Raw genomic sequence first — 14802 nt, 5'->3', positions numbered from 1 at the left:
GAGGGCGAAGCATGGCGACTTCATTTACCGGTCGGAAACGGGTGCGTAAGGATTTTGGGCGCATTTCGGAGGTAACCCGGATGCCGAACCTGATCGAGGTTCAGCGCCAGTCCTATGACCAGTTTTTCAAGCCCGGGGCCACCGAGGAAGAGCGTCTCGACTCCGGCCTTGAAAAGGTGCTGAAATCGGTTTTTCCGATCCAGGACTTTTCCAGCACCGCGTCGCTTGAATATGTGAAGTACGAGCTGGAAGACCCGAAATTCGACGTGGACGAATGCCAGCAGCGCGACATGACCTATGCCGCGCCGCTGCGTGTGACGCTGCGCCTGATCGTTTTCGAGGTCGATCCGGAGACGGAAGCCAAGTCCGTCCTCGATATCAAGGAGCAGGATGTCTATATGGGCGACCTGCCGCTGATGACGGACAACGGGACCTTCGTCATCAACGGGACCGAGCGCGTGATCGTCAGCCAGATGCACCGCTCGCCCGGTGTGTTTTTCGACCATGACCGCGGCAAGACCCATTCCTCGGGCAAGTTCCTTTTTGCCGCGCGGGTCATTCCCTATCGCGGCTCCTGGCTGGATTTCGAGTTCGACGCCAAGGATATCGTCAATGTGCGGATCGACCGCCGCCGCAAACTGCCCGCTACCACCATGCTGTATGCGCTGGGGATGAGCGGCGAGGATATTCTGCAGTATTTCTACGATACGCAGACCTATACCCGCGCCACGCAGGGCGACACGGGCGGTTGGCGTGCGCCTTTCCGCGCGGAAAGCTGGCGCGGTCAGCGCCCTGACTTCGATCTGGTCAACGCCGATACGGGCGAGGTCGTCTCGGAAGCGGGCAAAAAGATCACTCCGCGTCTTGCCAACAAGCTGGAAAAGTCCGGTGTTGAGGCCGTGTTGCTGCCGGACGAGATGGTGGTCGGCAAATATGCCGCCGAGGACATGATCAATGAGACCACCGGCGCCATTTATGTGGAAGCCGGCGATGAAATCACCGAAGAGGTCATCACCGCCCTGTCCGAGGTCGGCTTTGACGAGATCAAGGTGCTGGAAATCGACGATGTCACCATCGGGTCCTATGTTCGTGACACGTTGAAGGCCGACAAGGTGGAAAGTACCGACGGTGCGCTGGCGGAAATCTACAAGGTGATGCGCCCCGGTGAGCCGCCGACGAAGGAAACGGCGGAAGCCCTGTTCTACGGTCTGTTCTTTGATTCCGAGCGGTACGACCTGTCCGACGTGGGCCGGGTGAAGATGAATATGCGTCTGAACCTGGACTGCGACGACAGCGTCGGTGTGCTGCGCAAGCAGGACATTCTGCAGACGGTCAAGACGCTCGTCCAGTTGAAGGACGGCCGCGGTGAAATCGACGATATCGACCACCTTGGCAACCGCCGGGTGCGGTCCGTTGGCGAGCTGATGGAAAATCAGTATCGCATCGGCCTGCTGCGCATGGAGCGGGCGATCCGTGAGCGTATGTCGTCCGTCGATATCGATACGGTGATGCCGCATGACCTGATCAACGCCAAGCCGGTTGTGGCCAGCGTGCGCGAGTTTTTCGGGTCCAGCCAGCTCAGCCAGTTCATGGATCAGACGAACCCGCTGTCGGAAATCACGCACAAGCGGCGCCTGTCGGCGCTTGGCCCCGGCGGTCTGACGCGCGAGCGCGCGGGCTTCGAGGTTCGCGACGTCCACCCGACCCACTATGGCCGTATCTGTCCGATCGAGACGCCGGAAGGCCCGAATATCGGTCTGATCAACTCGCTCGCCACATATGCCCAGGTCAACAAATACGGCTTTATCGAAAGCCCGTATCGCAAGGTGCTGGACGGCACGGTAAGCGGCGATGTCGTTTATCTGTCCGCAATGGAGGAAAGCAAATACACCGTCGCGCAGGCCAATGCGCCGCTGACGCAGGAAAACGCTTTCCAGAACGATCTGGTGTCCAGCCGTCAGGCCGGCGAGTTTGTCATGTCCACCCGCGACAATATCGAACTGATGGACGTTTCGCCGAAACAGCTTGTCTCGGTGGCCGCATCGCTGATCCCCTTCCTGGAGAACGATGACGCCAACCGCGCACTGATGGGTTCCAACATGCAACGGCAGGCCGTGCCGCTCGTGAAAGCGGAAGCGCCCTTTGTCGGGACCGGCATGGAGAAAGTGGTTGCCAGCGACAGCGGTGCCGCCATCGCCGCCCGCCGGACCGGCGTGGTGGAGCAGGTGGACGCCACCCGGATCGTGATCCGCGCAACGGAAGAGCTGGACCCCGGCAAGTCGGGTGTGGACATTTACACGCTGCAGAAATTCCAGCGTTCCAACCAGAACACCTGCATCAACCAGCGCCCGCTGGTGAAAGTGGGCGATGCCATTCAGAAAGGGGACATCATTTGTGACGGACCCTCGACCGATCTGGGCGAGCTGGCGCTCGGCCGGAATGCGCTCGTCGCCTTCATGCCCTGGAACGGCTATAATTTCGAGGACTCCATCCTCATCTCCGAGCGGATCGTGAAAGAGGACGTCTTCACCTCGATCCACATTGAAGAATTTGAGGTGATGGCCCGCGATACCAAGCTTGGCCCCGAGGAAATCACCCGCGACATTCCCAATGTGGGTGAGGAAGGCCTGCGCAATCTGGATGAAGCCGGGATCGTCTATATCGGTGCCGAGGTGCATCCGGGCGATATCCTTGTCGGCAAGATCACGCCGAAGGGCGAAAGCCCGATGACGCCGGAAGAAAAACTTCTGCGCGCCATTTTCGGCGAGAAAGCCTCCGACGTGCGTGACACCAGCCTGCGCCTGCCGCCGGGCGTCGTCGGCACGGTGGTGGAAGTGCGTGTGTTCAACCGCCACGGTGTGGACAAGGATGAGCGCGCGCTGACCATCGAGCGCGAGGAAATCGAGCGCCTGACGAAAGACCGCGAGGATGAGCGTACCATTCTGGAGCGCAATATCTACAGCCGCCTGCAGCCCCTGCTTATGGGCCGCACCGTCACCGCCGGCACCAAGGAGATGAAAAAAGGTACCGTCATCAGCGATGAGGGCCTGGGCGAGCTGAAAAAGCTGCAGTGGTGGGACCTGGCGGTCGATGACGATGCCGCCATGGCGGACATCGAAGCGCTGCGCAAGCAATTCGATGAAAGCCGGGCGTCCCTGCAGCGCCGGTTCGACGAAAAGATCGAGAAGCTGCAACGCGGTGATGAATTGCCGCCGGGCGTTCTGAAGATGGTCAAGGTCTTCGTCGCGGTGAAGCGCAAGCTGCAGCCGGGCGATAAAATGGCCGGCCGTCACGGCAACAAGGGGGTGATCTCCCGCATCATGCCGATCGAGGATATGCCCCACCTGGAGGACGGCACGCCGGTTGACGTGGTGCTGAACCCGCTGGGTGTGCCGAGCCGCATGAATGTGGGACAGATTCTGGAAACCCATCTGGGCTGGGCCTCGCGCGGCCTGGGCCGTCAGATCGACGAGATGCTGGACGCCTACCGCCATGGTCAGGATCAGCTGGACAGCATCCGTTCCAAACTGAAAATCGTTTACGGCGACGATCAGTATGAGCGTGAGGTGGCCGATCTGGACGACAGGCAGATTGTCGAACTGGCCGGTAACCTGCGAAATGGTATTCCGATGGGCACGCCGGTTTTCGACGGCGCGACCGAAGTCGATATCTGTGCTATGCTGGAAGAGGCCGGGCTGGACGGTTCCGGCCAGGTCAACCTGTTTGACGGCCGGACGGGCGAACAATTCGACCGCAAGGTGACGGTGGGCTATATCTATATGCTGAAGCTGCACCACCTTGTGGATGACAAGATCCACGCCCGGTCGATCGGCCCCTATAGCCTTGTCACCCAGCAGCCGCTGGGCGGTAAGGCGCAGTTTGGCGGCCAGCGCTTCGGTGAGATGGAGGTCTGGGCCCTGCAAGCCTATGGCGCCGCCTACACGCTGCAGGAAATGCTGACGGTCAAATCCGATGATGTGGCCGGCCGGACCAAGGTTTATGAAGCCATTGTCAAGGGAGACGACACCTTTGAGGCGGGCATTCCGGAAAGCTTCAACGTGCTTGTGAAGGAAATGCGCTCGCTGGGCCTGAATGTGGAACTGATTACGGGCAGCGACTGACCGTCGCTGCTGCCTTTGCGCCGCGCCGGCCTTGAAAGACCGGCGCACCGCGCAACAGCATGCATGTGCTGAGTTGAGACAGTTTTGACGGCGGAGCCGGAGAGCCGGACCGCCACCGACAAGGAAGACGCCGGACATGAACCAGGAAGTCGCCAAATATTTCAACCCGAGCCAGAAGCCGGAGACCTTCGACCAGATTCAGATTTCGATCGCGTCGCCGGAGCGTATCCGCTCATGGTCTTTTGGCGAGATCAAGAAGCCTGAGACCATCAACTACCGCACCTTCAAACCGGAGCGGGACGGCCTGTTCTGCGCCCGTATTTTCGGCCCGGTGAAGGACTATGAGTGCCTGTGCGGCAAATACAAGCGGATGAAGTACAAGGGCGTCATCTGCGAAAAATGCGGTGTGGAAGTGACGCTGTCCAAGGTGCGGCGCGAGCGTATGGGCCATATCGATCTGGCCGCGCCGGTCGCGCACATCTGGTTCCTGAAATCCCTGCCGAGCCGTATCGGTCTGCTGCTCGACATGACCCTGAAGGATCTGGAACGCGTTCTCTATTTCGAGAACTATGTGGTGATCGAGCCGGGTCTGACCCCGCTTAACCAGATGCAGCTGCTCTCGGAGGAGGATTTCTACCGCGCCCAGGATGAATACGGCGAAGACAGCTTCACCGCAGGCATCGGCGCCGAGGCGATCCGCAAGCTGATGGAGCAGATCGACCTTGAGGACGAGCGCGAGAAGCTGCTGAAGGAACTGGCCGAGACCAAGTCCGAGCTGAAACCGAAAAAGATCGTCAAGCGCCTGAAGGTGATTGAGAGCTTCCTTGAGTCCGGCAACCGTCCGGAATGGATGATCCTGACGGTCATCCCTGTCATTCCGCCGGATCTGCGTCCGCTGGTGCCGCTGGACGGCGGCCGTTTCGCCACATCCGACCTGAACGATCTGTACCGCCGGGTCATCAACCGGAACAACCGCCTGAAGCGGCTGATCGAGCTGCGCGCGCCGGACATCATCATCCGGAACGAGAAGCGCATGCTGCAGGAGGCTGTTGACGCGCTGTTCGACAATGGCCGCCGCGGCCGTACCATCACCGGCGCCAACAAGCGTCCGCTGAAATCCCTCAGCGACATGCTGAAGGGCAAGCAGGGCCGCTTCCGTCAGAACCTGCTTGGCAAGCGCGTCGACTATTCCGGCCGTTCGGTCATCGTGGTCGGCCCCGAGCTGAAGCTGCATCAGTGCGGCCTGCCGAAAAAGATGGCGCTGGAACTGTTCAAGCCGTTCATCTATTCGCGTCTCGACAAGAAGGGCATCGCCACCACCATCAAGGCGGCGAAAAAACTGGTCGAGAAGGAGCGCCGGGAGGTCTGGGACATTCTGGACGAGGTGATCCGCGAGCATCCGGTGATGCTGAACCGGGCGCCGACGCTGCACCGTCTCGGCATTCAGGCGTTTGAGCCGGTTCTGATCGAAGGCAAGGCCATTCAGCTTCACCCGCTGGTCTGTGCCGCCTTCAACGCCGACTTTGACGGTGACCAGATGGCCGTCCACGTGCCGCTGTCGATCGAGGCGCAGCTGGAAGCCCGCGTGCTGATGATGTCCACCAACAACATCCTCAGCCCGGCGAACGGCAAGCCGATCATCGTGCCCAGCCAGGATATCGTCCTTGGCCTGTATTACATGACCAGTCTGCGCGAGGGCGATGTGGGCGAGGGCAAGGCCTTCGCCAATCTGGAGGAAATCCAGTTCGCCCTGGACAACAAGGCGATCACGTTGCACAGCAAGATCCACGCGCGGATCGAGACGGTGGACAAAAGCGGGCGTCCGGTTGAACAGCGCGTGGAAACCACGCCGGGCCGCATGATGCTGGCGCAGCATCTGCCGAAGCATCCGCATGTGCCGTTCAGCCTGATCAATCGTCAGCTGACCAAGAAGGAAATCACCGAGGTGATTGACGTGGTCTATCGCCACTGCGGTCAGAAAACGACGGTCCTGTTCGCCGACGGCATCATGGGCGAGGGCTTCCGCCGCGCCTGCAGCGCCGGTATTTCCTTCGGCAAGGACGACATGATCATCCCCGACGCCAAGGTGACGCTGGTGGATGAGACGCGCACGCTCGTCAAGGAATATGAAGAGCAGTATCAGGACGGTCTGATCACCCAGGGCGAGAAGTACAACAAGGTCGTCGATGCCTGGGCCCAGTGCACCGACAAGGTGGCCGACGCCATGATGAAGGACATGGCCGCGACCTCCAAGGACGACGCGGGCCGCGAAACCGACCTGAATTCCATTTACATGATGGCGCATTCGGGCGCGCGGGGGTCTGCCGCGCAAATGAAGCAGCTTGCGGGCATGCGCGGTCTGATGGCCAAGCCGTCCGGCGAGATCATCGAGACGCCGATCATTTCCAACTTCAAGGAAGGCTTGAGCGTTCTTGAATACTTCAACTCGTCCCACGGGGCGCGGAAGGGTCTGGCCGACACGGCGCTGAAAACCGCAAACTCCGGCTATCTGACGCGCCGTCTGGTCGATGTCAGCCAGGACTGCGTCATCATCGAGGAAGACTGCGGTACGGAAGAGGGCATCACCATCACGGAAGTGTCCGAGGGCGGCGATGTTCTGGTACCGTTGAGCGAGCGTATTCTCGGTCGCTGTCTTGCCGTGGACCTGAAAGATCCGATCACCGGCGATGTGCTGTTCAAGGCCGGCACGCTTCTCAATGAAGTGGAAGCCGACGCCATTGAGACGGCGGGTGTCGCCGAGGTGAAAATCCGGTCCGTGCTGACCTGTGAAACCAAGGGCGGCGTCTGCGGCAAATGCTATGGCCGTGATCTTGCGCGCGGCACGCCCGTGAACATGGGTGAGGCTGTCGGCGTCATCGCCGCCCAGTCGATCGGTGAGCCGGGCACGCAGCTGACCATGCGGACCTTTCACATCGGCGGGGCGGCCACGGTGAACGCGGAATCGGCGATTGAATCGTCCGCCGACGGGCAGGTGAAAATCGAAAACCGCAATGTGGTGGAAGATTCCAAGGGCCGCAAAGTGGTGATGAGCCGCAACATGGAAGTCGTCGTTGTCGATGATGAGGGCCGCGAGCGGGCGAAGCACCGTCTGGCTTACGGCGCGCATCTGATGAAGGATGAAGGCGATTCCGTCGTCAAGGGCGAGAAGCTGGCGGAATGGGACCCTTACACCATCCCCATCATCACCGAGCAATCCGGTGTCGTGCGTCTTGTCGACATGATCGAAGGCATTTCGGTCAAGGAAGTGATCGACGAGGCGACGGGCATCACCTCGAAAGTGGTCAGCGACTGGCGCGCCGCGCCGAAGGGCACGGACCTGAAGCCGCGCATCACGCTCCGCGATGACAGCGACGAGGTGGTCCAGCTCGCCAACGGGACGGAGGCGCGCTATTACCTTTCGGTCGATGCCATTCTGTCGGTTGAGGACGGCAATCAGGTATCCGCCGGCGATGTGATCGCCCGGATCCCGCGCGAAGCCGCCAAGACCAAGGACATCACCGGTGGTCTGCCGCGGGTGGCGGAACTGTTCGAGGCCCGCCGTCCCAAGGACCATGCGGTGATCGCGGATATCGACGGTGTTGTTGAGTTTGGCCGCGACTACAAGAACAAACGCCGCATCATCCTGCGCCCGACCGAGCATGACGCGGACGGGTCCGAGCGTGACCCGGTTGAATATCTGGTGCCCAAGGGCAAGCACGTCACCGTGCAGGAAGGCGATTTCGTCCGCCAGGGTGATTACATCATCGACGGCAACCCGGCCCCGCACGATATTCTTCAGGTTATGGGTGTCGAAGCGCTGGCCGCTTATCTGGTGCAGGAAATCCAGGACGTTTACCGCCTGCAGGGTGTGAAGATCAACGACAAGCACATCGAGGTCATCGTGCGCCAGATGCTGCAAAAAGTTGAGGTCACCGCTTCCGGCGACAGCACCCTTCTGATGGGTGAACAGGTGGACCGTGAAGAGTATGATGAGGTCAATGAAAAGCTGATCGCCGAAGGGCGCGAGCCGGCACGCGGTAATCCGGTTCTGTTGGGGATTACCAAAGCCAGCCTGCAAACCCGCAGCTTTATATCGGCGGCATCCTTCCAGGAGACGACGCGGGTTCTGACCGAAGCCGCCGTTGCCGGTAAAAAGGACAAGCTGGTCGGCCTGAAGGAAAACGTGATCGTGGGTCGCCTGATCCCCGCCGGGACCGGGTCCGTCATGGACAAACTGCGCCATGAGGCACACCGCCGGGACGTCATTGCCGCCGAAGCACAGTCCGATGCCAAAACCGATGCCCTTTCCACCGCCGAGGCGGAATTCGCCGCCGCAACCGAGGGCGGCGAAGAAAGCACAGCTGCGAGCGCCTGAAAACGACAGTTATAAACGTTTCGACAATCGAAATAGAAAGGCCCGCTCAGGCGGGCCTTTTTCATATAATTTTTATAGGTAGTATTATTTAATTTATGGTTTTATTGGCTGGTTCAGACTGTATATATGGTCCTTGGTGAAGTTGTCTTGAACTCCATAATATGAGTGTAAGCACTGTGAAAAAAGGCACCAGTGTCGAACTGCGTCTGTGCGTTCATCTGATCTCGCGTCTGGAGGGCGCCACGCCGGAGCGGCAGGCGCTGGTTGACCACTTGCTGAAAGACCTGGCGCGGGTCAGTACCTCAATGGAGGAAGGGGTGCCGGTTCTGCAATCCGCCAATCTGGTGTTTGCCGACGGCAGTCTCGTCTCGCTGGCCTGTGAGCATGACCAGGATGGCGCTGTTATCTCGCAGCATATCGAGCATGTGCCGGGTTGAGCTTGCAAGCCGAAACCAGCGTTCATCTTGATTTTGAATTGAATGCGCCAATTCTTTTCAGCCAGCCATGTGCCGGGGATTTGGCGTCTTTCTCTTGAGGTATGTCTTGCCGCCCAACCATGCTGGATAGGACATTGATTTGTGATGCAATATCCTCATTCGTCAAAGTGGGTTGGGGGAGTTCAAGCAGATGCGTTTTGAATGACGCCAGTTTCGGGTGATCCAAAGACAGGTCACTGGCATCAACAAGAGTGTCGATGAAATTTATCTGTTGCTGGCTCCAACCGCCCTTTGCAGCACCGGATTGTGCAAATGTGCGTGCCCATTTGCGGAAGCTTTGTGTGTCTGGGCACAGGCCCGTCATATGCAGATAAATGATCAGGGAAAATGGCAGGGAAAGATTGATGCGAACGTCTTTGAAAGTCTGAATGACGGACGGCGGGACGTGTAATTCTGAAAGGAAATGACTGACAATATTTTCCTTCCCGCCTTTGTAAAGATATACACGGACATTATCTTGGCCGAATACACTTTCCCAGTCGGTAATGATGCGATCAAAATTCAACAAACCGAGCATGTGCTTCATCCCGTTTCGGCCATTTCCGAAAAAATTCCCATGCTTCATCCGCTCGCTCATAACACTCGCCAGGAAGTCATAGACATTGCGGACGTAAAGGACGATTTGAGTGGCGCTGCCCTCTAGCGCTTCCTTGATAAGGGCAATTTGTGCATTGTTGAGCCTGCTGAACCCCTCGCCGGACAATAACAGGCATTCGGCGTTCGCATTCATGGCGGCGTCTCTGGCGCGCTGAAAATATGCAATGGCCCGGTCGCTGCTTCCGGTACGTATCCACCGCGCCAGATCGCTATGCTGATCAGGATTGTCCGGCAGGCGTTCTTCAGGCCAATACAGGCCTGCTTCCAGAAGTGTGCGGGCGTTATCGTTACATATCCTTTGGATTGCGGATGTTCCGGTCTTATGCATCCCGATATGTAGAACGGTACGATGTGACATAAATGTCCTTGCAGTGGCTTAGGTGATTGAAGTGTCTAAAAGTTATGATTGTAGAGTTGTGGCCGTCCCGGATTGCTTTGTCCATGGTCAGGTATCGGCCACAGGCTTCAAGAACCGCGCTTGACCACTGTCCTTTGAGATATGTAGCGAAATTAACGCTGGTCTCAGTTGACCTTCATACGATCAGTCGCTGTCACACACTTGAAATATTGCGCCATGCTGCCTGTGGCGTACTGAATCTTGCGCAGGCTGAAAAGGGCGGATTTTCGCCTTGACGGGGCAGGGGCGCATCCATATATTGCGCACCTCGCCGGAAGCGCTGGTGGTAGCGGGTTCAAGCTAGACGCAGCGCGGTAACCGGCACAGAGAACACATTTGGACGTATCAAAAGCCTCGCCGGGGCGCTATTTCCCCGGACGTGGCGGTTTTGCTGCATGCAAAGCCGGTGATTCCCATGGATGGGCATCCGGCGCGGCAAAACGGTGCTTCCGGGTAATGGTGGAAGAGAAAAACGGCAAGGAATAGAGAATGCCTACCATTCAGCAGTTGGTTCGCAAGCCGCGCAAGCCGCAGCTCGCACGCAACAAGGTGCCGGCCCTGGAGGCCTGCCCGCAAAAACGTGGTGTTTGCACGCGCGTCTACACGACAACCCCGAAGAAGCCGAACTCGGCCCTGCGGAAGGTTGCCCGTGTGCGTCTGTCAAACGGCTTCGAGGTTACGAGCTACATCCCCGGTGAGGGGCACAACCTGCAGGAACACTCCGTCGTGCTGATCCGTGGCGGCCGTGTGAAGGATTTGCCGGGTGTGCGGTATCACATCCTGCGCGGTGTTCTGGATACGCAGGGCGTGTCCGACCGTCGTCAGGGTCGTTCGAAATACGGCGCGAAGCGTCCGAAGTAAGTGTGAAGAGAGGGTAATCCCATGTCTCGTCGTCATCGCGCAGAAAAACGGGAAGTCCTGCCGGATCCGAAATTCGGCGACATCGTGCTGACCAAGTTCATGAACAGCCTGATGCTGGATGGTAAGAAATCGGTAGCGGAGCGCATCGTTTACGGTGCGTTTGACCGTATTCAGGGTCGTGCCAAGAGCGACCCGCTGGTGATGTTCCATGAAGCGCTGGACAATGTGAAGCCGGCCATTGAGGTTCGGTCCCGCCGTGTGGGCGGCGCCACCTATCAGGTGCCGGTTGAGGTTCGTTCCGCCCGCGCGCAGGCGCTGGCGATCCGCTGGCTGATTTCCGCTGCCCGCAAACGGAATGAGACCACCATGGTTGACCGCCTGTCGGGTGAGCTGATGGACGCTGCCAACAACCGTGGCGCGGCCGTGAAAAAGCGTGAAGACACGCACCGTATGGCGGAGGCCAACAAGGCCTTCTCGCATTATCGCTGGTAATTGCTGTAGTTTGAGGATCCAGGTCATGGCCCGCAAAACACCCCTAGATCGGTACCGTAACATCGGCATCATGGCGCACATCGATGCCGGCAAGACCACCACGACGGAACGCATCCTGTATTATACCGGCCGCAGTCACAAGATCGGTGAGGTGCATGAGGGCGCGGCCACCATGGACTGGATGGAGCAGGAGCAGGAGCGCGGCATCACGATTACATCGGCTGCCACCACCTGCTTCTGGAACGACCATCGCATCAACATCATCGATACGCCCGGCCACGTGGACTTCACGATTGAGGTGGAGCGGTCCTTGCGCGTTCTTGACGGTGCGGTTGCCGTGTTTGACTCGGTTGCCGGTGTGGAGCCGCAGTCCGAAACCGTATGGCGTCAGGCTGACAAGTACGGTGTGCCGCGCATGTGCTTCGTCAACAAGATGGACCGCATGGGCGCCAACTTCGAGCGCTGTGTCGATATGATCAAGGATCGTCTGGGTGCCACGTCGCTGGTGATCCAGCTGCCCATTGGTGCCGAGGCTGAGTATGAAGGCGTCATCGACCTTGTGAAAAACAAGGAAGTGATCTGGGCCGGGGAAGATCTGGGTGCGTCCTACGAATACCGCGATATTCGCGCCGATCTGGCCGATACCGCCGAGGTGGCGCGTCAGGAAATGATCGAAACGGCTGTGGAGGCCGACGAGGCGCTGATGGAGCGCTATCTTGAGGGCGAGGACATCTCGGAAGAGGAGCTGAAGTCCGCCATCCGCAAGGGCACCATCGAAGGCCTGTTCGTGCCGGTGCTGAACGGGACGGCCTTCAAGAATAAGGGTGTTCAGCCGTTGCTCGACGCCGTTGTCGATTTCATGCCCGCGCCGACCGACGTCGAGGCCATCAAGGGTGTCGACATGGACGGCGAGACGGAAATCGTCCGCAAGTCCTCGGACGAAGAGCCGTTTTCCGCGCTGGCCTTCAAGATCATGAACGATCCGTTCGTTGGTTCGCTGACCTTCTGCCGGATTTATTCCGGTGTGCTGGAAACCGGCACGCAGGTCACCAACACGGTGAAGGGCAAGAAAGAAAAAATCGGCCGGATGCTGGAAATGCACGCCAACAGCCGGGAAGACCTGAAAGAGGCCCGTGCGGGTGATATCGTCGCGCTGGCGGGTCTGAAAATGACCACCACCGGCGACACGCTGACCGCCAACAACGCCCAGGTCATTCTGGAGCGCATGGAATTCCCCGATCCGGTGATCGAGGTGGCTGTCGAGCCGAAGTCGAAAGCCGACCAGGAAAAAATGGGCATTGCCCTCAACCGCCTGGCTGCCGAGGATCCGTCCTTCCGCGTGTCGTCCGATGAGGAGAGCGGCCAGACCGTGATCGCCGGTATGGGTGAATTGCATCTGGACATTCTTGTCGACCGCATGAAGCGCGAGTTCAAGGTGGAGTGCAACGTGGGTGCGCCGCAGGTGGCCTACCGTGAGAGCTTCGCCCGCGAAGTGGAAATCGACTACACGCACAAGAAACAGTCCGGCGGTTCCGGTCAGTTCGGCCGTGTGAAAATGGTTGTCACTCCGGGCGAACGTGGTTCCGGCTTTGAGTTCCTTGACGAGATCAAGGGTGGCAACATTCCGCGCGAATACATTCCGGGTGTCGAAAAGGGCATCAAGGATGTGGCCGAGGCCGGCGCGCTGATCGGCTTCCCGATCATCGACTTCCAGGTGCGTCTGATCGACGGTGCCTATCACGATGTGGACTCCAGCGTTCTCGCCTTTGAGATTGCCGGTCGCGGTGCAACCCGCGAGGCGGCGGCGAAAGCGGGGATCAAACTGCTGGAGCCGATCATGAAAGTCGAGGTGGTGACGCCGGAAGAATATATGGGCGATGTGATCGGTGACCTGAACAGTCGTCGCGGCCAGATTCAGGGCACGGAAGCCCGTGGCCCCGCGCAGGTTGTCGACTCCTTTGTGCCGCTGGCCAACATGTTCGGCTATGTGAACGAACTGCGGTCCTTCAGCCAGGGGCGTGCGCAGTTCACCATGCAGTTCGACCATTATGCCGAAGTGCCGGCCAATGTGGCGGCTGAGATCAAGGAGAAGCTGGCCGGATAAGCCAAAACGGCAAGGCCCGGCGGCCAAGAACCAAGAGGGGGGATCGCCCCCCCCCATAAAATCAAAAGCTATGGCACCCCCGCAAACCGGGGGCCGATAGAAAGGTAAGACGGATGTCGAAGGAAAAGTTTGAGCGGACGAAGCCGCACTGCAACATTGGTACGATTGGTCACGTTGACCATGGGAAGACGACGCTGACGGCGGCGATCACGAAAGTGCTGGCCGAGAAGGGCGGCGCGGATTTCATGGATTATGCGAACATTGACAAGGCGCCCGAGGAGCGCGAGCGCGGGATCACGATCTCGACGGCGCACGTTGAGTATGAGACGGACAACCGTCACTATGCGCATGTGGACTGCCCCGGTCACGCGGATTATGTGAAGAACATGATCACGGGCGCGGCGCAGATGGACGGCGCCATTCTGGTTGTGAACGCCGCTGACGGGCCGATGCCGCAGACGCGCGAGCACATTCTTCTGGCGCGTCAGGTCGGTGTTCCGGCGATTGTTGTTTTCCTGAACAAGGTTGACCAGGTTGACGACGAGGAGCTTCTGGAGCTTGTCGAGCTGGAAGTGCGCGAGCTGCTGAGCGAGTATGAATTCCCGGGCGACGACATTCCGATCATTGCGGGGTCTGCCCTGGCGGCGCTGGAAGGCCGTGACGACACCATCGGCAAGGAGAAGATCCTTGAGCTGATGACGTCGGTTGACGAGTACATTCCGCAGCCGGAGCGGGCTGTTGACGGTGCGTTCCTGATGCCGGTCGAGGACGTGTTCTCGATTTCGGGCCGGGGTACGGTTGTCACGGGCCGTGTTGAGCGCGGCATCGTCAAGGTGGGCGAGGAAGTCGAGATTGTCGGCATCCGCGAGACGTCGAAGACGACGGTGACGGGTGTCGAGATGTTCCGCAAGCTTCTGGACCAGGGCGAGGCGGGCGACAACATCGGCGCCCTGCTGCGCGGTGTTGGCCGTGAGGACGTTGAGCGGGGCCAGGTTCTGGCGCATCCTGGGACGATCACGCCGCACACGAAGTTCGAGGCGGAGACGTACATTCTGACCAAGGAAGAGGGTGGCCGTCACACGCCGTTCTTTGCCAACTACCGTCCGCAGTTTTACTTCCGGACGACGGACGTGACGGGGACGGTTGAGCTGCCGGCGGGCACGGAGATGGTGATGCCGGGTGACAATGTGAACCTGAAGGTGGAGCTGATCGCTCCGATCGCCATGGACGAGGGCCTGCGCTTCGCTATCCGCGAGGGCGGACGCACCGTCGGCGCCGGCGTCGTCTCCAAAATCATCGAATAGTGGAATTTCAGGTGCCGTCTGTTTCAGACGGCACCTTTTGATTGGGTAAAAGAC

At 59.3% G+C, this 14802-nt stretch carries 8 protein-coding genes; 7 read left to right on the top strand and 1 reads right to left on the bottom strand.

Translation table 11 applies throughout. The annotated features are described in order from the left end of the window. The first annotated feature begins 11 nt into the window (after positions 1-11). The 3 genes from rpoB (at position 12) to BXY39_RS13860 (ending at position 8933) form a co-directional block, all read left to right on the top strand. Positions 12-4121, top strand: a complete 4110-nt coding sequence (gene rpoB / locus BXY39_RS13870) for a DNA-directed RNA polymerase subunit beta (RefSeq protein ID WP_121939482.1) — start codon at positions 12-14, stop codon at positions 4119-4121. A gap of 136 nt (positions 4122-4257) precedes the next feature. Then, the gene (gene rpoC / locus BXY39_RS13865; RefSeq protein WP_121939481.1) at positions 4258-8496 is read left to right on the top strand and encodes a DNA-directed RNA polymerase subunit beta'; all 4239 of its coding nucleotides are present in this window, start codon (positions 4258-4260) and stop codon (positions 8494-8496) included. A 161-nt stretch (positions 8497-8657) separates the two neighbouring features. Further along, entirely contained in the window at positions 8658-8933 is a 276-nt protein-coding gene (locus BXY39_RS13860; protein ID WP_121939480.1) for a hypothetical protein, read from the top strand. A gap of 22 nt (positions 8934-8955) precedes the next feature. On the opposite strand, the gene BXY39_RS13855 is transcribed toward BXY39_RS13860, so the two are convergent. Beyond that, positions 8956-9948: a hypothetical protein gene (locus BXY39_RS13855; RefSeq protein WP_147453586.1), complete on the bottom strand. Its 993-nt coding sequence runs from the start codon at positions 9946-9948 to the stop codon at positions 8956-8958. A 528-nt stretch (positions 9949-10476) separates the two neighbouring features. Here BXY39_RS13855 and rpsL point away from each other — a divergent pair. From rpsL to tuf, 4 genes are all read left to right on the top strand, one after another. Continuing rightward, on the top strand, positions 10477-10848 hold the full coding sequence (gene rpsL / locus BXY39_RS13850; protein WP_121939478.1) for a 30S ribosomal protein S12: 372 nt from the start codon (positions 10477-10479) through the stop codon (positions 10846-10848). A 21-nt stretch (positions 10849-10869) separates the two neighbouring features. Next, on the top strand, positions 10870-11340 hold the full coding sequence (gene rpsG, locus BXY39_RS13845) for a 30S ribosomal protein S7 (protein WP_121939477.1): 471 nt from the start codon (positions 10870-10872) through the stop codon (positions 11338-11340). Positions 11341-11365: 25 nt separating this feature from the next. After that, the gene (gene fusA, locus BXY39_RS13840) at positions 11366-13444 is read left to right on the top strand and encodes an elongation factor G (protein ID WP_121939476.1); all 2079 of its coding nucleotides are present in this window, start codon (positions 11366-11368) and stop codon (positions 13442-13444) included. Between the two features lie 113 nt (positions 13445-13557). Then, positions 13558-14748 carry an elongation factor Tu gene (tuf, locus tag BXY39_RS13835; RefSeq protein WP_121939475.1) on the top strand — a complete coding sequence of 397 codons (1191 nt, stop codon included), beginning with the start codon at positions 13558-13560 and terminating at the stop codon, positions 14746-14748. The last annotated feature ends 54 nt before the right edge of the window (positions 14749-14802 follow it).

Source organism: Eilatimonas milleporae, assembly GCF_003688555.1.
GTDB lineage: Bacteria > Pseudomonadota > Alphaproteobacteria > Sphingomonadales > Kordiimonadaceae > Eilatimonas > Eilatimonas milleporae.
The sequence above is the reverse complement of the archived record's forward strand: the minus strand, read 5'-3'. Positions and strand labels throughout refer to the sequence as shown.